At 57.1% G+C, this 20,888-nt stretch carries 17 protein-coding genes; 11 read left to right on the top strand and 6 right to left on the bottom strand.

The window, feature by feature from the left end; genetic code table 11:
* Nucleotide 1 precedes the first annotated feature (1 nt).
* Complete coding sequence (purL, locus tag SYN8016DRAFT_RS13400) at nt 2-2,335, top strand: phosphoribosylformylglycinamidine synthase subunit PurL (protein ID WP_006854959.1); 2,334 nt, start codon at nt 2-4, stop codon at nt 2,333-2,335.
* Nucleotides 2,335-3,840 (top strand): amidophosphoribosyltransferase, encoded by a 1,506-nt coding sequence (gene purF / locus SYN8016DRAFT_RS13405; protein WP_006854960.1) that lies wholly within the window; start codon nt 2,335-2,337, stop codon nt 3,838-3,840. The genes purL and purF overlap by 1 nt, the downstream gene beginning before the upstream one ends.
* Before the next feature lie 17 nt (nt 3,841-3,857).
* On the opposite strand, the gene SYN8016DRAFT_RS13410 is transcribed toward purF, so the two are convergent.
* From SYN8016DRAFT_RS13410 to queG, 3 genes are all read right to left on the bottom strand, one after another.
* Nucleotides 3,858-6,320, bottom strand: coding sequence for a DNA topoisomerase (ATP-hydrolyzing) subunit A (locus tag SYN8016DRAFT_RS13410; protein WP_006854961.1), 2,463 nt, complete (start codon nt 6,318-6,320; stop codon nt 3,858-3,860).
* A 69-nt stretch (nt 6,321-6,389) separates the two neighbouring features.
* Nucleotides 6,390-7,289, bottom strand: coding sequence for a tetratricopeptide repeat protein (locus tag SYN8016DRAFT_RS13415; RefSeq protein WP_006854962.1), 900 nt, complete (start codon nt 7,287-7,289; stop codon nt 6,390-6,392).
* A complete protein-coding gene (gene queG / locus SYN8016DRAFT_RS13420; RefSeq protein WP_006854963.1) occupies nt 7,289-8,266 on the bottom strand; it encodes a tRNA epoxyqueuosine(34) reductase QueG in 978 nt (325 codons plus the stop codon). Before queG ends, SYN8016DRAFT_RS13415 begins: the two co-directional genes overlap by 1 nt.
* A 41-nt stretch (nt 8,267-8,307) precedes the next feature.
* Here queG and SYN8016DRAFT_RS13425 point away from each other — a divergent pair, with 41 nt between their 5' ends.
* The 7 genes from SYN8016DRAFT_RS13425 (at nt 8,308) to SYN8016DRAFT_RS13455 (ending at nt 15,702) form a co-directional block, all read left to right on the top strand.
* The gene (locus SYN8016DRAFT_RS13425; protein WP_038014950.1) at nt 8,308-8,970 is read left to right on the top strand and encodes an HpsJ family protein; all 663 of its coding nucleotides are present in this window, start codon (nt 8,308-8,310) and stop codon (nt 8,968-8,970) included.
* Between the two features lie 55 nt (nt 8,971-9,025).
* Nucleotides 9,026-9,775, top strand: a complete 750-nt coding sequence (locus SYN8016DRAFT_RS13430) for a DUF502 domain-containing protein (RefSeq protein WP_038014953.1) — start codon at nt 9,026-9,028, stop codon at nt 9,773-9,775.
* 21 nt (nt 9,776-9,796) lie between these two features.
* On the top strand, nt 9,797-10,429 hold the full coding sequence (gene nusB, locus SYN8016DRAFT_RS13435; protein WP_006854966.1) for a transcription antitermination factor NusB: 633 nt from the start codon (nt 9,797-9,799) through the stop codon (nt 10,427-10,429).
* A gap of 4 nt (nt 10,430-10,433) precedes the next feature.
* Entirely contained in the window at nt 10,434-12,113 is a 1,680-nt protein-coding gene (ftsY, locus tag SYN8016DRAFT_RS13440) for a signal recognition particle-docking protein FtsY (RefSeq protein ID WP_006854967.1), read from the top strand.
* Between the two features lie 172 nt (nt 12,114-12,285).
* On the top strand, nt 12,286-13,596 hold the full coding sequence (locus SYN8016DRAFT_RS13445; protein WP_006854968.1) for a PP2C family protein-serine/threonine phosphatase: 1,311 nt from the start codon (nt 12,286-12,288) through the stop codon (nt 13,594-13,596).
* 31 nt (nt 13,597-13,627) lie between these two features.
* Entirely contained in the window at nt 13,628-15,037 is a 1,410-nt protein-coding gene (argH, locus tag SYN8016DRAFT_RS13450; protein WP_006854969.1) for an argininosuccinate lyase, read from the top strand.
* Nucleotides 15,038-15,171: 134 nt separating this feature from the next.
* Complete coding sequence (locus tag SYN8016DRAFT_RS13455) at nt 15,172-15,702, top strand: RNA-binding protein (RefSeq protein ID WP_006854970.1); 531 nt, start codon at nt 15,172-15,174, stop codon at nt 15,700-15,702.
* 18 nt (nt 15,703-15,720) lie between these two features.
* Here SYN8016DRAFT_RS13455 and dusA read toward each other — a convergent pair whose 3' ends face one another.
* Nucleotides 15,721-16,725: a tRNA dihydrouridine(20/20a) synthase DusA gene (gene dusA, locus SYN8016DRAFT_RS13460; protein ID WP_006854971.1), complete on the bottom strand. Its 1,005-nt coding sequence runs from the start codon at nt 16,723-16,725 to the stop codon at nt 15,721-15,723.
* 68 nt (nt 16,726-16,793) lie between these two features.
* Between dusA and msrB the strand changes: the two genes are divergently transcribed.
* Both msrB and SYN8016DRAFT_RS13470 read left to right on the top strand, forming a co-directional pair.
* Nucleotides 16,794-17,306, top strand: a complete 513-nt coding sequence (gene msrB, locus SYN8016DRAFT_RS13465; protein ID WP_038014955.1) for a peptide-methionine (R)-S-oxide reductase MsrB — start codon at nt 16,794-16,796, stop codon at nt 17,304-17,306.
* Nucleotides 17,233-18,549, top strand: coding sequence for an NAD(P)/FAD-dependent oxidoreductase (locus tag SYN8016DRAFT_RS13470; protein ID WP_050802761.1), 1,317 nt, complete (start codon nt 17,233-17,235; stop codon nt 18,547-18,549). Before msrB ends, SYN8016DRAFT_RS13470 begins: the two co-directional genes overlap by 74 nt.
* Here the strand turns inward: SYN8016DRAFT_RS13470 and SYN8016DRAFT_RS13475 are convergent.
* A complete protein-coding gene (locus SYN8016DRAFT_RS13475) occupies nt 18,524-19,798 on the bottom strand; it encodes a type II secretion system F family protein (RefSeq protein WP_006854974.1) in 1,275 nt (424 codons plus the stop codon). The genes SYN8016DRAFT_RS13470 and SYN8016DRAFT_RS13475 overlap by 26 nt on opposite strands.
* 14 nt (nt 19,799-19,812) lie before the next feature.
* On the bottom strand, nt 19,813-20,886 hold the full coding sequence (locus SYN8016DRAFT_RS13480; RefSeq protein ID WP_006854975.1) for a type IV pilus twitching motility protein PilT: 1,074 nt from the start codon (nt 20,884-20,886) through the stop codon (nt 19,813-19,815).
* Between the last annotated feature and the right edge of the window lie 2 nt (nt 20,887-20,888).

Consider the following 20,888-nt stretch of genomic DNA (forward strand, 5'->3'; position numbering starts at 1 on the left):
TGTGACCCAGTCCTCTCATGCGGTTGCGGCATTTGATCTTGGGGCAGCTCTGCGCCAGGAAGGGCTCACCGAAACGGATTACAGCGAAATTCAGCGGCGTCTTGGACGGGACCCCAACCGTGCTGAGTTGGGCATGTTTGGTGTGATGTGGTCCGAGCATTGCTGTTACCGCAATTCCAGACCCCTGTTGAGTGGCTTCCCCACAGAAGGCCCACGCATCCTTGTCGGTCCTGGAGAAAACGCTGGCGTGGTGGACCTGGGTGAAGGTCACCGCTTGGCGTTCAAGGTGGAAAGCCACAACCACCCATCCGCTGTGGAGCCTTTTCAAGGTGCGGCCACTGGCGTTGGCGGCATCTTGCGTGACATTTTCACGATGGGTGCCAGGCCGATTGCGTTGCTGAACGCCTTGCGCTTTGGACCGCTGGAGGAACCCGCTACCCGTGGATTGGTGGAAGGGGTTGTGGCTGGCATTGCTCACTACGGCAATTGCGTTGGCGTGCCAACCGTGGGTGGAGAGGTGGCATTCGATCCGTCGTATCAGGGCAATCCCTTGGTGAACGCCATGGCCCTGGGCCTGATGGAAACGGATGACATCGTCCGCTCGGGAGCCGCGGGCGTCGGCAATCCCGTGGTGTACGTGGGCAGCACCACGGGCCGGGATGGCATGGGAGGCGCCAGTTTTGCGAGCGCTGAGCTCAGTGCCGATTCACTGGATGATCGCCCGGCTGTTCAGGTGGGCGATCCCTTTCTGGAGAAGGGCTTGATCGAGGCTTGTCTTGAAGCCTTTCAAAGCGGGGATGTGGTTGCTGCTCAGGATATGGGTGCTGCGGGGCTCACCTGTAGTTGTTCGGAGATGGCGGCGAAGGGGGATGTGGGTGTCGAGTTGGATCTCGATCGGGTGCCCGCAAGAGAACACGGCATGACCGCCTATGAATTCCTGCTTTCGGAATCTCAAGAGCGCATGTTGTTCGTGGTGCGTTCGGGTCGGGAGGAGCAGCTGATGCAACGTTTCCGCCGTTGGGGACTCCAGGCAGCGGTGGTTGGTCGCGTTTTGGAGGAGCCGGTGGTGAGGGTGCTGCAGCACGGTGCCGTGGCGGCAGAAGTTCCGGCCCGGGCCTTGGCGGAAGACACCCCGATCAACAAGCACGAGCTGCTGTCCGAGCCCCCAGAGGACATCCAGACGCACTGGACCTGGCGTGAATCAGATCTTCCCAGTCCTGCCATCGATCGCGATTGGAATGCCGATCTGTTGCGTTTGCTCGATGACCCCACGATTGCCAGCAAGCGCTGGATCTATCGCCAATATGACCAGCAGGTGTTGGCCAATACGGTGATTCGAGCCGGTGGTGCGGATGCTGCTGTGGTGCGACTGCGTCCTCAACAGGGTGAGGCGTCACTGCAAACGTCTCAGCGTGGCGTTGCGGCCACGCTGGATTGTCCCAATCGCTGGGTGGCCCTCGATCCAGAGCGAGGAGCGATTGCAGCGGTCGCTGAGGCTGCTCGCAATCTCAGTTGTGTGGGAGCCCAGCCGATCGCTGTGACCGACAACCTGAACTTCCCATCTCCAGAAACCCCCAGGGGGTATTGGCAGTTGGCGATGGCATGCCGCGGCCTATCCCATGCCTGTCGCAGCTTGGGCACCCCTGTCACCGGCGGCAACGTTTCTCTCTACAACGAAACCAGGGCCGACGATGGCAGTCTTCAGCCCATTCATCCCACGCCTGTGGTGGGCATGGTGGGACTGGTGGAAGATCTCGACTGCTCCGGAGGATTGGCTTGGCGCCAACCTGGCGATCTTGTGGTGCTGCTTGGTGTCTCCACCGATGAGGAGGGGAATGAAGGCCTTGGTTTGGCGGGCAGCAGCTATCAGGGAGTTGTTCATGGGTTGCTCACAGGCCGTCCACCAAGCGTGGATCTGGAGTTGGAGGGGCAAGTTCAGGCTTTGGTGCGTCAGGCGTTTGCCCAGGGCGTGTTGGCCTCAGCCCATGACAGCAGTGATGGTGGGTTAGCCGTAGCGCTTGCGGAAAGTGCCCTGGCCTCGGGACTTGGCGTTGATCTCAACCTGCCACAGGGGTCCGCTCGGCTGGATCGTGTTTTGTTTGCTGAGGGCGGAGCACGCATCGTCGTTTCGGTGCGCGCCGAACAGCGCCCGGCTTGGCAAGCCTTAGTGGCTTCTCAAGAGCATCAACATGTTCCTGTGACAGAGATTGGAACCGTTGCCGACCATGGTTGTTTCCGCTTGTCGGTGGGACAACATCCAGTGATTGACCTTGCCGTTGAGTCGCTGCGAGAGCAATACGAACAAGCCATTCCCCGTCGCCTTGGTGCGGTTTGATGCAGAATCTGAACACCCATCCGAAGTCGAGGCGGCCGGTGCATCAGCTCGAGATAGAGCGTCCCGATCGCATGGAAGAAGCCTGCGGCGTTTTCGCTGTTCAGGCCCTCGATCAGCCAGTCGCCAACCTGGTGTATTTCGGTCTTTACGCCCTGCAGCATCGCGGTCAGGAATCTGCTGGCATTGCTGTTTTCAACGAAGGCAAGGTCAGGCTCCACAAGGACATGGGCCTGGTGAGCCAGGTGTTTGATCAGGAGGTGCTCGAGCGCATGCCTGGTGGTTTAGCCGTCGGCCATAACCGTTATTCCACCACTGGGAGCAGCAAGGTTTGCAATGCCCAGCCCGTGGTCCTGATGACCCGTCTCGGGCCTTTTGCGCTGGCGCACAACGGCAATCTCGTGAATGCACCAGAGTTGCGAGCTCTGGTGGATGACGGTGAGGTGGAGTTCACCTCTTCCACGGATTCAGAGTTGATCGCTTACGCGGTTCAGCAGGCTGTGGATGGGGGCTTGGATTGGACTGAGGGGATTAAAGCGGCTGCATCCCAGTGTCAGGGGGCTTTCAGTTTGGTGATTGGAACGCCAGATGCCCTGTACGGCCTGCGGGATGGTTATGGGATTCGCCCCCTGGTGTATGGCTACCTCGGTGATCAAGATCTTGGACACTGGGTTCTCAGTAGTGAAACCTGTGGGCTCGACATCATTGGCTCTCCGTTCGTTGCCGATGTTGAACCTGGCGAATTAGTGGTGTTCCGTTGTGGGGACCCCACTCCAGAACGGCATCGCTGGATTGAACCCACCACCCGCATGTGCGTGTTTGAAATGATCTATTTCGCGCGCCCTGATAGTCGTTTCTTTGGTGAATCGCTCTACAGCTATCGACAGCGCATCGGCCAGATTCTGGCCCGTGAATCTGCGGTCGAGGCGGATCTCGTGATTGGGGTTCCTGATTCCGGAATTCCAGCTGCGATCGGGTATTCCCAGACCAGTGGTATTCCCTATGCCGATGGACTGATCAAAAACCGCTACGTCGGCAGAACCTTCATCCAGCCCACTCAGGCGATGCGTGAGGCCGGGATTCGCGTGAAGCTCAATCCACTGCCAGATGTTTTAACTGGCAAAAGGGTTTTGGTGATTGATGACTCGATTGTTCGTGGCACCACCAGTAAAAAATTGGTTCAGGCGCTCCGTGATGCAGGCGCCACTGAGGTGCATATGCGGATTAGTTCCCCACCAGTGACCCATCCCTGTTTTTACGGTATCGATACCGATACGCAGGATCAGTTGATCGCCGCTCGACTCACGCTCACAGAGATCGAAGAGCATCTCAAGGTTGATTCGCTCGCCTATCTCAGCAAGGAGGGGATGGTGGAAGCTGCCCATGCTCAGTCGGAACATTTCTGTACGGCTTGCTTCGACGGGGATTACCCGGTTCCGATGGACGCCTCGATCAAGGCGAGCAAATTGATGTTGGAACCAGCAGGGGTGGCGGCAACCAATCTCTAATCACTGTTCTGTTCTGATCAGCTGATTAAGGGCACCAATCGCAGGATGGATTCGTTGTCTTTCAGCGTGAGCTGATCCTGCTCGTGCACCTTCAGGCGTCCGTGGCGACCGTTGGACGTCACCACACCAATCAGGGAATCGGCGAGGCAAGCTGCTGCAATGCGCTCGCTCCCTTTGTTGGACTCGGAATTCAGTTCCCAACCAATTTCACCGAGATCGCCCCGTTTGCAGGGGCGGATTGTCGTGAGGTCCAACCAGTGGAGACGGCCTGTTTGACTCGCCAGAAGGATGGTTGTTGGTCGTTCAGCATGCCCCGCGATTGCGGTGACCAGCTGTTCGCCAGGGAGCAAACGCATCGTGATCGGTCCTTGGGCCAACTTGCCCATCAACGGCAGATTGGCTTCCCCTGCTTGCAGACGAAGAATCCTGCCGATATCGCTGATGACGGCGACATCAGCGCCGTCTTGACAGATCAAGGCCGCTTTCAGGTTCACCCCTTCTTTCAGTTTTAAAACGGTCGCGGCGCGCCCCGACAATTCCTGGATGTCTTTGAGAGGAAGCCGTTTGAACCGGCCATCACTGGTTAATAATCCAAGCGATCTTGTCTCATTGGCACTGAGATCCTCTGGATTGGGTAAGGGCAGTAGGGACACCACCACATCCCCTTCAAGGGCTGTGGGGAGGAATCGTTCGAGGGTTCCTTGTTGCTGTCCTGCAAATTCCCAGCGCACAAGTGCTACACGACCGCTCACCGTCACAGCCAAAAGTCGTGGCGGAGGCTGGATGGGCAAGCTGATGAGAGCTGGAGAGGGTTCATCCCCCATCGGAGCTGGATCGTTGAGATGCAGGCGTCCCAGCAGCTGTGGACTGATGATTTTTACCTGACCATCGTCTTGAATCAGCAACCTGGACTCGCTCGGAAGGGCATCCAGGGCTTGGCGCCTCTGTAGTTCGGCATTGGGCCGTTGACTGGCGGCCCGCTCGGCAAGCAGATGGTCACCACCCTCCACCAGCCGGGTGCGCCTTGGTGTTGCAAAGCGTTTTTTGAGTTGGCGCAGTTCCTGGATCAAGGCATCCAGCAATTGGTCACGGTTTTCCAGCAGCAGGGTGAGTCGCTGTCTTTCTTTGCGTAGATCATCCGCTTCTTTGCGCAGGCTTTCCTGTTCCAAGCCTGTGAGCCTGCGCAAGGGCATGGCCAGCACGGCATCAGCCTGCCGTTCGCTCAGATCGAAATGCACCATCAAGCTGGCCCGTGCTTTGGCCGCATCTCTGGCTTCTTGGATCATCGCAATCACTTGTTGCAGTGAGGCGAGGGCAGTGGTCAGGCCCTCCACCACTTCCAGCCGATCTTCCGTTTTACGGAGCGCATGGGTGGTACGCCGAATGATCGTGAGCTCTCTGTAATCCAGGAAGGTTTGGAGAAGCTGCCGGAGCGTCAGTTGCTGCGGTCGGCCATCGACGAGGGCGAGCAGGATCGCGCCAAAGTTGCTTTGCAGTGACGTGCGCCTTTGCAAGTCAGTCAGCACGGTTTCTGGATCGGCATCACGGCGGAGTTCCACCACCACGCGCATCCCTTCCCGGTCGCTTTCATCACGGATATCGGCAATGCCACCAATCTTTCCGTCGTTGACGTGTTCAGCCAGCTTTTCGATCCAGCCCGCCTTGCTGAGTTGGTAGGGGAGCTCGGTCACGACCACAGCGTTCCGCCGATGCTTTCCTTTGCCGGGATGCACTTCCTCGATATGGGCCACGCCGCGCATGGGAATGCTGCCCCGGCCTCTTAAGTAGGTTTCGCGGACGCCGCTTCCAAGAAGCACTTCTCCGCCTGTGGGGAAATCGGGCCCGGGGATCAGCTTTAAGACGTCGTCTTCGCTTAGATCGGGGTTTTTAACGAGGGCAATGAGACCGTCCACCACCTCGCCGAGGTTGTGGGGAGGAATGCTGGTGGCCATGCCAACAGCGATGCCCGAGCAGCCATTGAGAAGTAAAAACGGAAGCTGGGCAGGGAGAACCGTGGGCTCCTGTTGGGATCCATCAAAGTTGGACGCAAAATCGACGGTGTCGTCGCCGATTTCATCCAGTAACCCTTCGTGGGAGATCCGCGCTAGCCGGGTTTCTGTGTAGCGCATGGCTGCTGGTGGATCGTCATCCACCGAGCCAAAATTTCCGTGACCATCAAGCAATGGATGACGGCTGGAAAAGGTTTGGACCAAACGCACAAGGGCGTCATAAACGGCTTGATCCCCATGTGGGTGGTATTTACCAAGCACGTCCCCGACGACACGGGCACATTTGCGATAGGGACGATCGGGGGTGAGCCCCAATTCATGCATCGCAAACAGAATTCTGCGTTGGACGGGTTTCAGTCCATCACGCACATCCGGGAGGGCTCTGCCCACGATCACGCTCATCGCGTATTCGAGGTATGAGCGCTGCATCTCGTGATGCAGGGCGATCGATTGAACGCGCTCCTCGGCCATCCTGCAGGGAAATAAGAGGGCAGTCGAGTGTCAGCCTACAGATCTTCTTCTGCTTGACCAGGGTTTTGGTTAGTTGGCGCTTTTGGGATCTGCATTCGCCTCGGCCCGTTCGACGGCGTTTTGAAGGCTGGGATTGTTGAAAAGTTCAGCCGTCGCTCGGCGTAATTTCAGGCCCCATAGTTGTTTTTTCTGGTGGCCTGGCAGAACGTAATTCGGAGATTCGGCAAGAGCTCTTTGAGCGAGCTCCAAGGATTCCTCATCTCCAGGCCTCACTTTGTTTAATGCGGCAGCCAAGGCCAACATCGGCTCTGGGTTGGCATTGATCTTTAAAACGGAACGCCAGCGTCGAATCGCTTCCTTGGTGTTTCCCATTTCAAACAACACAAGGCTTTGGTTGTTTAAGGCTTCCCAAAAACTGGGTTTAATCGACGTGGCGCGCTCAAAAGCCTTCAGGGCCCGCTTTTGATCGGATTGCATCACCCTGGCGTTGCCAAGATCGAAGTAGGCCGTTGCGTTTTTTGGATCCAGACTGAGACCGCGATCCAACAGGGGGATCGCGTCGTCGGGACGGTTGTCGCGCAGCGCTAAGGATGCTTCTGCGAACCAAAGTCCCGCGTTGGTTGGGTTGAGTGATTTCGCCCGTGCCAGGGATCCAGCTGCGTCGTCGAGTTGTTCGCTCCGCAGTTGCGCTTCAGCCAGGACAGACCAAAGCCGTTCGTCGTTGGGTTGTAAACGCACCGCTAAGGCGGCTAAGCGGGCGGCTTCTTTGGGTTGTCCCAGCCTTAGCAACTGCGCTGCAGTGCGACCGATGCCGATCCCAGCCCCTTCTAATTCTTGGGTGCTGGGCGTGAACACATAGGGGATGAGGGCTTTCGCGGGTTCAGCGCTGCACAGACCGATCGCGCTCATCAGGGCGGCTAACACCCACGCTTTGTTGAACGATTGGCTTGAACGCCTATGGGATCCCATCACCGAATCTCAGATGAAGACACAGTAGGTGGATCTACTGACTTTGCTGAGGCGGCATTGCGGCGCCACATCCAAGGTTTGATGCGCCTCAGTGCGGATCCGCGCAGCTTCTGATCCCAGGTCGCAGGATCCCACTGCATTACCTGGGCAGCGCTCAGATCCAACACCCAGGGACGTGGCTGCACCTCGGGATCCTGATTCGTTGGGAGCTCCGTTTGGTTAAACGGACAGACGTCCTGGCAAATATCACAGCCAGCCACCCATGGACCCATCCCAGCCTTAATCAAGTCGGGAAGCTGTTCGTCTCGGTTTTCGATTGTGTGATAAGCGATGCAGCGCCGTGAATCGACTACGAACGGTTCCCGGATGGCGTCGGTGGGGCAAGCGTCCATGCACGCTCTGCAACGGCCGCAGCGAGGCTCTGCCGGTTGATCCGCCACTAAATCTTCGGTGCTGAGCAGGTGGCCGATCACCATCCAAGACCCTCGTTGTGGATGAATCACGTTGCTGTGTTTGCCAATCCATCCCAAACCAGCTTCTTCTGCCCAGGCCTTATCCAAGAGGGGTTCGGCATCCACGCAAACCCGCCAGCGCGATTCGGGTCTTTGTGATTCAAGCCAGCGACCAATGCGGCGCAGCCTTTGGTTGACGACGCGGTGATAGTCGCGGCCCCATGCATAGCGAGCGATGGCAAGGCTGTTTGGTTGGCGTGATTCGGAAACGTAGTAATTCAGCCCAACGGCAAGCAAGCTCCGAGCTCCATCCAGAAGTGTTCTGGCGTCGAGCCTGCGCGGAGCAGCCATCCAGCCCATTTCCGCTTGAAAACCAGCGTCAAGCCAGCGCTGTAACGCTGCTGTCCGCATCTGCAGCCTTGAACTTCCCGGTAAACATGCGATCCCAACAGGATCGAATCCTTCCAGGCGGGCACGCTCCTTGAGAGCCGCACTGAGTTGGGATTGTCCAGTGGAGGACGTCACGGAAGCGGGCCGTAAAATTAATCACCTTTCATCATCGTGACGTGTCCGCATCCCCATCGGGTTCTCAATCCTTACGACTGTCGTTTGTTCTGAGGTGGTTGGGCATCACTCTGGTTGCGCTGCTGGCATTGCAGATGGCTGTGCTGCTGAGTGCAGCTGATTGGGCTGATGGAGTTTTTAAGCAACTGCTCATTGAGCGCTTGGTTAATCAAGCCCCCATGGGGCTGATCGGCCTCTTGCTCATGCTTCTGGGCTCGCGTCTTGATCAACCGGAGACAGCAAGACCTCCCATTCGTTGGTTCGTTTGTGTGATTTCCGGGCTGTTGGCGATTTTGATGATCGTGGTTGTTCCCGTCTCGATCTCAGGCAATCAGAACCTCTCGGGTGAATCGGATCAAACGCTTGAGCAGCAAAAGGGTCAATTGGAGATGGCTCGTCAGCAATCGGCGAATCCTGAGAACGTGAAAATGCTGGGTAACCAGCTCACTCAGGCAGGACAGTTGCCTGCTGATGCCAGTGAGGAAGACAGGGTCAAAGCTGCTCAGGCTTTCATCGATAAGCAGCTGGCGCAGATGGAACAGCAGATCAAGCAGGGGGAACGTCAGCGCAACCTTGCTGTGAATCAGCGTCGTTTCGGTGGCACCTTGAGCGCGGTGATTCTTGCCGTTGCCTTTGTGCTCTTGGCTCTAGGGGCCGTGATCTAATCGATCTGCTGGTTAGGTTGGTGAGATCACGTCAGCCTTCGGCCACAGGCGTTCCTTGGTGCAGTCCAATACAAGACCTGACCTGCCGCTTAGCGCCAGGCTTCAGCAAGATCTGAAAAACGATTTAATCGCTGGGTTGTTGGTGGTCATTCCACTGGCAACCACGATTTGGTTGGCCACCACGGTCAGTCGTTTTGTTCTGGCTTTTCTTACCTCGATTCCCAAGCAGTTCAACCCGTTCATCACCCTCAATCCTCTTCTCCAGGATTTGATCAACCTGGCGCTGGGATTGACGGTGCCACTCTTCGCGATTCTGCTGATCGGTTTGATGGCGAGGAACATCGTCGGTCGCTGGTTGCTGGAGTTTGGCGAGGAAACCCTGCAACGCATTCCTCTTGCTGGCTCGGTTTACAAAACCTTGAAACAGCTGCTCGCCACGTTTTTGAGAGATAACTCTCAGCGTTTTCGGCGTGTGGTTCTAGTGGAATATCCCCGCGAGGGCCTTTACAGCGTGGGTTTTGTGACCGGCGTGGTGGGTCCTTCCCTCCAAGCTGAGCTCAAGGAGCCCCTTCTCAGTGTGTTCATCCCCACAGCACCAAACCCCACAACGGGCTGGTACACCTTGGTTCCCGAAACATCTGTCAAAGATCTGGACATTTCCGTGGAAGATGCGTTCCGAACGATCATTTCCGCTGGCATTGTGAATCCTGATGAGCGTGAAGCTCCTGTGAATCGAAGTTTCTCCAGCCTGATTTCTCAGCTGAGGGGTTCTGTCTCACCTTCGTCGTCCACCACTGGAGCCTGAACTCGACTCGGCCGTATGTCCATGCAGTCCCGATCCCTGTCCCGTGAACTAGCGCTGCTGGTGCTCGGTCAATGCCCTGAGAGGGTGGATCATCCCCCTGATCTCTCCCTGGACACCTTGCTCCAAAAGGCCCTCGATAGCTTGATGCAGCACTGGACTGAAGTCCTGGATTGTTGTGCTGGAGATTTGGAAAAAGCTCAGCAACATTTGCTCGAAAGTGAACTAAAAGATGGCCCTTCCTCCGATCAGGGTTCGGTTCGTGCGTCGTTGCAGTCGTCCCTTACGGGGGCCGAACAAGTTCTGAATGGTCTTTCAGCCAGTCTTGAGTTGCCCCGCTTGTTGGCTCTATCCAATCAAGACCAGGTGCGTCGCGAGGCCATGCAACGCGTGACGCTCGTGCTGAAAAAACGCAAAGCCATTGATCAGTTGCTCGATGGTGTGATGGAGGGCTGGCGCCTCACCCGGCTACCGCGCATTGATCGCGATATTTTGCGCTTGGCTGTGATTGATCTTTCCGAACTCAATACTCCCGCGGCTGTGGCTTGCAACGAAGCTGTGGAATTAGCCCATCGCTTCAGTGACGAGCAAGGCCGAAAGATGATCAATGGCGTGCTGCGTCGTCTGCAGAACGCCCCCTCACTGGTGTTGTCCTGAAATCATGGTCTACGACTGGTTTAATCGCGGATCCGTTCCTCCTGAAACCCCAGTGGACCCTCCAGTGGATCCAGAGGTTCAACCCGATCAGTCTTCTGCGTCGCAACCAGCAGACGTGCAGGCGGCTGAACCCCAATCGTCTGAGCCGGAAGACGATTCTCTTGAATGGGCCCGCCAGGCCTATGCCCGTTTAAAAGCTCAGAAAGCTGAGGCTGCTGAGGCCGCCAAGACGGCCCAGATCGATTCGACGTCGGAACAGAACGTGGTGGTTCCTCCAGTGATGGAGCCTCCAGCGGTGATGCCAACAGCTGTTGTCGCTCCTCCAGAAGCCGTTCCTTCTGAAGTGGCTCCTTCAGAAGCCTCTCCTGCTAGCGAAACTTCTTCGGTTGAGCCCCAGGAGCCTCCGGTTGAGACGGTCGAGCCGGCACAACAGGCCCCGGTGGTGGAGTCTGCTGTTGTTCCCGGGCCTACTCCGACCGCACCGGCGTCTCCTGCCCCAACTCCTACGCCACCTGCCCCGGCGCTGTCTTTGCTTGAACAGGCAGCTGCCCAGCGGGATCAGCGTCAGCAAGAGCTAGAGCAACCCGCTGAGCCTGAACGCGTTCCCGACGTTCCTGCGGCAGCACAAGGACAAGGCGCTCCCACAATTGATGAGGATGAACCAAGTCTTGGAGACTTTGACGATGCCTTCACCTGGTCGGCTGAAGTTTTAGCGGCCCAAGGGCGGAGCGCGGAGCAGGTCACCCTCGAGGAGATCGATTGGTTAGGGCGATTGCGCCAAGGCCTGGAGAAAACCCGCCAAGGCTTTGTTACCGGTCTGCTGGAAAACCTGGGCGACGATCCGTTGACCCCAGAGGTGGTTGATGACCTCGAATCCCTTTTGCTGAGGGCTGATGCGGGGGTTCAAGCCACGGATCAGGTTCTGGATGCCCTTCGCCAGCGGATGAACGAACAGGTCGTTGATCCCAGCGAAGGCATTCGTTTTCTGAAGGAACAGCTCCGCGACCTGCTTGATGAGCCGATCAAGGCCAGTGCTGTTGACCTCCTCGCTCCTCAAAGGGATCGCCTGAATGTGTGGCTTTTGGTGGGTGTGAATGGCGTTGGTAAAACCACCACCCTCGGCAAGCTCGCCAATCTTGCTGTTCGCAGTGGGTATTCCGCCTTAATCGCAGCGGCCGATACCTTTCGTGCCGCAGCTGTTCAGCAAGTTCAGGTTTGGGGGGATCGCAGTGATGTGCCAGTTGTGGCCAATCCTTCAGCGAATGCGGATCCTGCAGCGGTGGTGTTTGATGCGATCGGTGCCGCCCGTTCCAAGGGCACTGATTTGGTTCTGGTGGACACGGCCGGGCGTTTGCAGACCAAGCACAACTTGATGGAGGAGCTGGAAAAGATCCGTCGTGTGGTGGATCGTCTTGCCCCCGAAGCTCATGTGGAATCGTTGTTGGTGCTCGATGCCAGTCAGGGCCAAAACGGCTTGAAGCAGGCGATGGCCTTTGCCCGTGCTGCTGGGCTCACAGGTGTGGTGATTACCAAGCTTGATGGCACAGCCAGAGGCGGTGTGGCGCTGGCTGTTGCTTCAGAAGCAAAGTTGCCGATTCGCTTTATTGGCGCTGGTGAGGGGATTCGCGATCTTCGTCCTTTCAATAGTTTTGAATTTGTGGAGGCTCTCTTGGCATCGCGTTGATGCGTTGCACATTGCGGCCTGATCAGGCTGAACTTGCTACGTTGCGCCTTCTGCTGGGTGCGATGGCGTGAGCAGCACACCTTCACCTTCATGGCGACATCCGGCAACGCCTCAACGTGGAATCAACCAATCGTTGACGGCTACAGCCTCGCTACGACAGCTGTTAGAGAGCATGTCGCGGGAGCAGCGTTCCAATCAGGAGCTGCTGGTGTCGCTTGGCTTTGCGTTGCGCAGCTTCAGCAACCTCAACCGCTTTTTGGAGTTGGTGCCGGTGGTCGCTGCCCGGCTTGTCGGGGTTCAGGGTTCCCTGCTGGTTCCTTTTCAGGCTGACGGACGTCTTTGGCGTGAACAGCTGCAGATGCTTCCTGGTCCACGCAGGGAGGGCTTGTTGCGGGCGCTTGCTGCCCATGAGCCTGGCAACGTTGTTGGTTTTGGATCCGACGAAGGTCTTGTGCGGGCGATGGATCGCTTGGTCCAGCGACAGCTTGGTAGTGCAGGACTTTTTGCGACTTCGTTGATCGCTCGTGGTCGGCCGAGGGGACGCCTTTACGTGTTCAACCCGTCGAGTCCCCTTGCTTGGAGTGATGTCTATCGCCGCCATGTGCAATTGGTGGCCGATCTCACCGGGGTTGCGATTGAAAATGATTTGATGCTTCAGGAGGCCCGTCGTCATGAACGGGTTGATCGTCAGCTCAGCATCGGAGCGGATATCCAGGCTCAGCTGTTGCCCGATCACTGCCCTGTGATCGAAGGCGTGGATCTTGCGGCGCGTTGCCGGCCGGCTTTTCAAGTTGGCGGTGATTACTACGATTTCATTCCGACCCGGCCAGAACTGATCGGCCGCCGTAGGGAGCGTGGCCGTTGGGCTTTCGTGATGGGGGATGTGATGGGTAAGGGGGTGCCAGCGGGATTATTGATGACCATGCTCCGCGGCATGCTGAGGGCAGAGGTTTTGAGTGGTCTGCCGCCCGATCGCATCCTTTATGACCTCAATCAATTAGCGCTGGAAGACCTGTCTCAGTCCCATCGCTTCGTCACGCTCTTTTATTCCGATTTCGATCCACGCACGAGGCGACTTCGTTACGCCAACGCCGCCCACAACCCACCGTTGATTTGGCGTGCCCAGTCTCGGAAATTGATGCGATTGGATGCCCCCGGGCTCCTGATTGGCCTTCAGCCTGAGGCGGAATATGGCTGTGAATCGCTCGTGCTTGAGCCTGGTGACGTTCTTCTTTATTACACAGACGGAGTCACTGAAGCCCCTGGGATCACAGGTGATCGCTTTGATGAGGCGCGCTTGATGCGCTCACTTGAGCAAGCCTGTCGATCGGGAACTGGATCCCAAGGGATTCTTGATCACTTGTTTACTCGGCTCGATCGGTTTGTGGGACCCACCCGTCAGTTGGATGACGATGCCTCGATGGTGGTGCTCAAGGTCAAAGAGGAGATCATGCTGCCCTCTGTCCCCCGGTCTTTGGCCTGACAAGCTGAGGACAAGCGCAGAGGAGAGTGACATGGCAGGGGGGGTGACGGGTGGAGACTCCGCAACCTGGAGTGACCGGTTTGAGCAGGGCTTGCATCCGGCGATTGAACGTTTTAATGCGTCGATTGGCTTTGATATCACCCTCCTCCAGGAAGATCTGGATGGGTCGATCGCCCATGCCCGCATGCTTGCTCAGTGCGGTGTGATCCAGGAAGAGGAGGCTAATCAACTTGTGGCTGGTCTTGAACAAGTCCGCCAGGAAGCGGCATCAGGACAGTTTCAGCCAGGGCTCGCCGATGAAGATGTGCACTTCGCTGTTGAGCGACGTCTGATTGCTTTACTTGGCCCGGTTGGCAAGAAATTGCACACCGGTCGGAGTCGTAACGACCAGGTGGGGACCGATTTGCGGCTTTGGCTCAGGCGTCGTTTGGATGAGCTTGAACAGCATTTGCTTGGCTTTCAACGTGCCTTGCTTGACCAGGCCAACCTTCACAGCAACACCCTGATTCCTGGCTACACGCATCTGCAGCGTGCCCAGCCTCTTTGCCTCGCTCACCATCTTCTTGCCTACGTGGAGATGGTGGAGAGGGATCGGCAGCGGATGGCGGACTTGCGCAAACGGCTGAATCTCTCCCCTTTGGGTGCCGCAGCTTTGGCGGGCACTCCGGTACCGATCGATCGCAGGAGCACCGCGTCGGCCCTTGGCTTCGATGGCATCTATGCCAACAGCTTGGATGCGGTGAGTGATCGTGATTTCACGGTGGAATTTTCGGCCGCGGCCTCACTGGTGATGGTGCATCTCAGTCGTCTTGCTGAGGAGGTGATTTTTTGGGCGTCAGAGGAATGTGGCTTTGTACGGCTCACCGATCGCTGTGCAACGGGCAGCAGCTTGATGCCGCAGAAAAAAAACCCTGATGTTCCTGAATTGGTGCGGGGCAAATGCGGGCGGGTGTTCGGCCACTTACAAGGCCTGCTGACGATGATTAAGGGCTTGCCACTGGCCTACAACAAAGATTTTCAGGAGGACAAAGAGGCGCTGTTTGATGTGGTGGCGACCACATCGCAATGCCTTGAGGCGATGACGATTTTGCTTCAGGAAGGCTTGAGTTTCAGGACCGAACGCCTTGAGGCGGCTGTTGCTGCGGACTATTCCAATGCCACGGATGTGGCCGACTATCTCGTGGCGAAGCAGGTTCCTTTTCGAGAGGCCTATCAATTGGTTGGTGCTGTCGTGAAACATTGCCTTCAGGAAGGCGTGCTGCTTCGCGAACTGACGCTGGAGCGTTGGCAGCAGTTTCACCCTGCGATCGAGGCTGATTTGTTTGAGGCGTTAACACCTCGCAATGTGGTGGCAGCTCGAACCAGCGAAGGGGGAACAGGTTTCGACCGCGTCAACGAACAGCTGGCGATTTGGAACAAACGATTTGGGCTTACGAATTAGGTTGTTTGATTGGTGATCATTCGGCTGAGATCGGACTACGCTTAAGGAGCCAGAGATTCAATGATCTTCTTTAGGTCCATGAATTTTGGCCCTTTGATCCCATTGGCCCCTCTTAACTTCGGTCCATCAGATAAGTGAGCATTTTTGTCGGCAATCTTCCGTTCCGCGCTGAGCAGGAAGACATCATTGAATTGTTTTCCACCTATGGAGAGGTCACGAATTGTGCCCTCCCTCTAGAGCGCGACACCGGTCGCAAACGCGGCTTTGCCTTTGTCGAAATGAGCGACGAAGCGGCCGAAGCATCTGCCATCGAGGCGCTTCAAGGTGCTGAATTGATGGGTCGTCCCCTGCGCATCAACAAAGCTGAGCCCCGTGGCAGTGCCCCCCGTCGCGATTTTGGCGGCGGTGGCGGTGGCGGCAACTACGGCGGCGGCGGTGGCGGCGGTGGCAACTACGGTGGCGGCGGCGGCAACTACGGCGGTGGCGGCGGTGGCAACTACGGCGGTGGCGGCGGCGAGCGTCGCTCTGGTGCGAGTGGTTGGGAAGATCGCAGCTACGGCAGTGGAGCTCCTCCAGCTGGCGGCAGTGCCTACGACGATGGCCGTACCCGTCGTCGCCGTGGCGGAGCTGATGACAACAGTGGATATGGCGGCGCCGAAGGCTGACCTCGCTGTTAGGCCTGCTCAGTGCCCGGCATCAAGCAGCTGCTGAGCTGCTTCCTCAATGATTTCAATCCCAGCACCAGCTTTTTGAGCTTTGGTGCTGAGGTTGTTTCGCCAATGCCTGGCTCCCGGGACTGCTTCCACAACCTGAACGAGATGGCGGCATAGATCCCAAAGCCTTCCTCCTCGCTGAAGATGACGTTCGGCATGGGGAATCAGCCCAAGCACGACATCGGAGGCCAACACTTGGCGTGGCGCTGCGCCGTAGATCAAGCTGTCGATGTCGCGCCAGCGCAGTGGGTGGGCATAGGCGGCCCGCCCGACCATCGCCCCATCGCAGTGCTTTAAGGCCTTGAGGCAATCCTCAGGGGTATCGAGGCCACCATTCAATTCAATGGTGAGATCGGGTCTGGATTCCTTTAAAGCAATCACGCGATCATGCTGAAGAGCAGGAATCGTGCGGTTTTGCTTGGGATCTAATCCTTCCAGCCATGCCTTGCGGGCATGCACGGAAAAGCGCAAGGCTCCGGCTTCAGCCACTTGGTCAACAAACTGTCTGAGCAGGTCATCACTGTCGAGATCATCAATACCCACCCGATGTTTCACCGTGACGGGGAGGGATGAGGCCGCCACCATCGCTTCCACACAACGCGCCACGGTCTGCGGTTCTGCCATCAAACAAGCCCCAAAATTCCCGGCTTGCACCCTTGGACTCGGGCAGCCCACATTGAGGTTGATCTCGTCGTACCCCCAATCGGCTGCCATCCGTGTGGCGTCGGCCAGCAAGGCCGGATCGTCGCCCCCCACCTGTAGCGCTAGGGGATGTTCTTCGGCGTCAAAGTCCAGCAGCCGTTCACGGCGCTTGCTGTGGTGGAGAGCTTGCGCCACCACCATTTCGCTGTAAAGCAGGCATTGTTTGCTGATCTGGCGCATCAGCATGCGGAAATGTCGATCCGTGCAATCCAGCATGGGCGCCACACTGAAGCGCCAGGCGGGTTCCCGATCGGGGTTGAGTGGGGAATCCATTCCTCCATGCTGCCTCGCTCCCTGCCCTTGTCGCTTTAGAAAGAAGGCAAAATTTCAACACACTGCAGATGACGACTTCGATCCAGCCTTGGTTGTTGAGCAGACGTTCGATGCTTTTTGCCTCGATCGCCGGGATGGTGGGTGTTTTGAGAGCTCCGGATCAAGTGTTGGCTGCCTCCAAGGCTGGCGAGGCGGCATGGGATCTCAGCGATGGGGAATGGAAAAAGCGTCTGTCACCTGAGGCTTATCAGGTGTTGCGTCAGGAAGGCACTGAACGCCCCTTCACCAGTCCTTTTAACAACGAAAAACGAGAAGGCACCTACCACTGCGCCGGCTGTGACCTGCCCTTGTTTGCTTCCACCGCCAAGTTTGATAGCGGTACCGGATGGCCGAGTTTTTGGGAGCCCCTTCCGGGTGGTGTGGATACAAAAGTAGATTTCAAATTAATTCTTCCTCGCACTGAATATCACTGCAGCCGCTGCGGTGGGCATCAGGGCCATGTTTTTAATGACGGTCCCCGACCGACGGGCAAGCGCTACTGCAACAACGGAGTCGCCCTGCGTTTCCAGCCCACGGCATGACCTGATCGTGATCGGTGGTGGGCCTGCCGGATTTATGGCAGCGATCACCGCCGCAGAACGGGGGGTTCGTGATGTTCTGATCTTGGAGGCGACCCCAGAGGTGCTCACAAAAGTGCGCATCAGCGGTGGCGGTCGTTGCAACGTCACCCATGCTTGCTGGGATCCCATGGAGTTGGTGGGTCACTACCCCCGGGGAAGCAAACCCTTGCGGGGTCCCTTTAGCCAGTTTGCGTGCGGAGATTCGATCGCTTGGTTCGATGAGCATGGACTCACGCTTGTGGAAGAGCCCGATGGACGGATGTTTCCTGAGCAGAATCGCTCCGAGGCGGTGGTGGAGTGCTTGAGGCGGGCCGCATTAGCGGCAGGAGTGAAGATTCACTGCGGTTCTGCCGTGCGTCAACTCAGCTGCTCGAAGGCTGGTGGGTTTCAACTTTCCGATCAACGCTCTGTCCTTCATCACGCCAAGCGGGTGTTGCTGGCCAGTGGGGGCCATCCCAGTGGGCGACGTCTTGCTCAGGATTTAGGTCACACGATTGTTCCGCCGGTGCCGTCGCTGTTCAGCTTGAGATTGCAGGCTCCTGCTTTAACCGCATGCAGCGGGATTGCCTTGGATGACGTGAGCTTGGATTTAAAGGTTGGTGAGCAGCGCTTTCGTCAGACGGGCCGGGTGCTGATCACCCATCGGGGGGTGAGTGGGCCTGCGGTCTTGCGGCTCACCGCGTTTGCAGCGCGGGCCCTCCATGCCAGTCGTTACCAGGGCGAGTTGCGGGTGGATTGGAGCGGCGGGTTGGGTCGTGAGCGTGTTCAGCAGAAGTTGCAGCAGGCGCGCCTTGAGCAGGCGCGGCGCACGGTGGTGGCTGCCAAGCCGTTTGAGCATCTGCCACGGCGTCTTTGGCTTGCCTTTTTGACCCAAGCGGGAGTAGCCGCGGAACAGCGTTGGGCGGATCTTCCAGCGAAGGTGGAACGACAGTTGGTGGAAACGCTTTGCGCGCAGCGATTATCGATTCAGGGCCGCGGCCCGTTTGGGGAAGAATTTGTGACCGCGGGTGGCGTGGATCTGGGCGAGGTGAACTTGGCGACCATGGAAAGTCGGCGTTGTGCTGGGTTGTACTTAGCGGGTGAATTACTGGATGTGGATGGGGTCACTGGAGGCTTTAATTTCCAGGCCTGTTGGAGCGGCGGCTGGTTGGCCGGTGAGGCGATCGCAACTTCTTTTCTTACTGAATCTGATCAAACACCGTAAACATCGGTAAGTACATCGCCAGCAGGATCGACCCCACAATTCCTCCAACAACAACAATCATGGCTGGTTCCAACATCGATGTGAGTGCCTTTACGGATGCGGAGACTTCGTCCTCATAAAAGTCGGCCACTTTGCTCAGCATTCGGTCCATTTCACCAGTTTCTTCACCAATGGAGAGCATGCTGAGGGCCATGTCTGGTAAGACTTGTTGGCGAGTTAATGCCGTGCTCAGCAACACACCTTCTTGCACCAGGGTGCGTGAATCGAGGATGGCGTCAGAGATGATCGAGTTTCCAGCGGTTTCACTGGAGATCTCCATTGACATCAGGATTGGAACACCAGCGCGGGTCAGTGAGCTAAAGATTCTGCAAAACTGAGCGGTGGCTGTTTTCATGATGAGATCACCAAACAACGGCAGCTTGAGCATTAGTTTGTCGAGCACTCTGCGCCCTTTATGGGTGTTGTAATAACGGGCGATCATCCATACGCCGAGCATAAGAATGCCAGCAAACACAAGGGAGGCGGAGGAGCGAAGCAAGGCGCTTAAATCCACCATCAATTGCGTAAATAATGGTAATTCGGCTCCTAGGTCTTCAAAAATTCCGGCAAAGGTAGGAATCAAAAAGATCGTCATTCCTAAAAACACCAAAATGGCGATCACTAACACCGCAACGGGGTAACCCAACGCCCCTTTGATTTGGTTTTGGAGTCTGGCGTTGTCTTCCAACAGCTTGGCGAGGCGTTTGAGAGATTCATCCAGAACACCACCGGCTTCCCCTGCTTCCACCATGGCGATGGTGAGCTGATCAAACACCTTGGGCCATCGCCGCATCGCTGCTGCCATCGCCGTGCCCTGATTCACCTCAAGTCCCACGCTGGTGAGAGCTTTTTTAAACATGGGCAGCTTTTGCTGCGTGGCCATGAGATCGAGGCTGCGCACAATCGGCACCCCTGCATCCACGAGTGCTGCCAGCTTGCTGGCCCAAATGGCCTTTTCTTTGACCCCGGGTGGTTTCTGGAACGCTTCGCCTAGATCCATCGATAGCCAACTGGCTGATGAGCTCCCAGCTGCGGTTTTGGAGTCGCCCTTGGCTTTGTCTTTTCCTCTGCCTGAATCTTGGCGCAGTTCTTCCGCTTTAATTCCTCGCCGCCGTAGCTGACGACGGGCTGATACAGCATCACTTGCTTTGACCGTGACCGTGCGCGGTTGGCCTGTGGATGAGGTGTATGTAGCGGTGAAAGAAGCCATGCCCTTAGACCGATTTAGTTGTTCATCAGGCGTTCCAGCTCCGAGGGTTTGCTGGCTTTGCTGTGACCTTCATCAAGGCTGATCTCTCCCTGTTCAATCAGATCGGCAAGGGCTCTCTCCAGGGTTTGCATGCCGCGTTCGCCGCCGGTTTGAATTTGGGAATACAACTGGGCTGTTTTGCCTTCACGGATCAAATTGGCGATGGCTGGTGTGTTGATCATGATTTCTTGAGCCATCACGCGACCGAACTGCCCAGGGGCAGGATTTTGGCGTTTGCAGAGTGTTTGAGAGAACACAGCAGCCAGGCTTCCTGAGAGTTGCACGCGGATTTGGGTTTGCTGGCCAGGTGGAAACACATCCACCATCCGATCCACGGTCTGTGCCGCAGAACTGGTGTGCAGGGTTCCAAACACCAAATGCCCGGTTTCAGCAGCGCTGATCGCCAGTTGAATCGTTTCGAGATCGCGCATTTCACCTACCAAGATCACGTCTGGGTCTTCGCGCAATGCAGCGCGCAGAGCATTGGCAAAACTGCGCGTGTCTTCATTGAGTTGGCGTTGATGCACCAAGCTCAGATCACTGTTGTACACAAATTCGATCGGGTCTTCGATGGTGAGGATGTGCTCAGCCCTCGTGTGGTTGATGTGATCAAGAAGCGCTGCGAGGGTGGTGGTTTTGCCTGAGCCAGTTGGACCTGTGACCAAGACAAGACCACGGGGGCGTTTGCTTGTTTCCACCACGACTGGAGGCAGATTCAGCAACTCAACGCTGGGGATTTTGCTTCCAAGAGCACGCAAGCAGGCGGCATAGCTGCCTTTCTGCCGGTACACATTCACGCGAAAGCGGGCGACCCCTTTCAATCCATACGCGCAATCCAGCTCCCACGTTTGTTCCAGCGTTTTGCGTTGGCTGTTGTTGAGCATGGAGAAGATCAGGCGGTTGCAGCCTTCTTCACTGAGTGGTTCCTCCTGCATCGGTCGCAGTTCGCCACTGAACCGTCCATAGGGCGGCTGTCCGCTGGCGATGTGGAGGTCGCTTCCGCCTCCATTCACCAGCTGTTCCATCAGGTCTTCGATCATTTGTTCCATGC

The sequence above is a fragment of the Synechococcus sp. WH 8016 genome (assembly GCF_000230675.1).
Lineage (GTDB): Bacteria > Cyanobacteriota > Cyanobacteriia > PCC-6307 > Cyanobiaceae > Synechococcus_C.

Bases quoted from the DNA above. Each gene is read 5' to 3' on its own strand.
- SYN8016DRAFT_RS13480 (WP_006854975.1), bottom strand. From the start codon at position 20,886: ATGGAACAAATGATCGAAGACCTGATGGAACAGCTGGTGAATGGAGGC.
- SYN8016DRAFT_RS13415 (WP_006854962.1), bottom strand. From the start codon at position 7,289: ATGGGATCCCATAGGCGTTCAAGCCAATCGTTCAACAAAGCGTGGGTG.
- SYN8016DRAFT_RS13470 (WP_050802761.1), top strand. From the start codon at position 17,233: ATGACGGTCCCCGACCGACGGGCAAGCGCTACTGCAACAACGGAGTCG.
- argH (WP_006854969.1), top strand. From the start codon at position 13,628: ATGGCAGGGGGGGTGACGGGTGGAGACTCCGCAACCTGGAGTGACCGG.
- dusA (WP_006854971.1), bottom strand. From the start codon at position 16,725: ATGGATTCCCCACTCAACCCCGATCGGGAACCCGCCTGGCGCTTCAGT.
- SYN8016DRAFT_RS13475 (WP_006854974.1), bottom strand. From the start codon at position 19,798: ATGGCTTCTTTCACCGCTACATACACCTCATCCACAGGCCAACCGCGC.
- purF (WP_006854960.1), top strand. From the start codon at position 2,335: ATGCAGAATCTGAACACCCATCCGAAGTCGAGGCGGCCGGTGCATCAG.
- ftsY (WP_006854967.1), top strand. From the start codon at position 10,434: ATGGTCTACGACTGGTTTAATCGCGGATCCGTTCCTCCTGAAACCCCA.
- nusB (WP_006854966.1), top strand. From the start codon at position 9,797: ATGCAGTCCCGATCCCTGTCCCGTGAACTAGCGCTGCTGGTGCTCGGT.
- msrB (WP_038014955.1), top strand. From the start codon at position 16,794: ATGACGACTTCGATCCAGCCTTGGTTGTTGAGCAGACGTTCGATGCTT.
- SYN8016DRAFT_RS13445 (WP_006854968.1), top strand. From the start codon at position 12,286: ATGTCGCGGGAGCAGCGTTCCAATCAGGAGCTGCTGGTGTCGCTTGGC.
- SYN8016DRAFT_RS13410 (WP_006854961.1), bottom strand. From the start codon at position 6,320: ATGGCCGAGGAGCGCGTTCAATCGATCGCCCTGCATCACGAGATGCAG.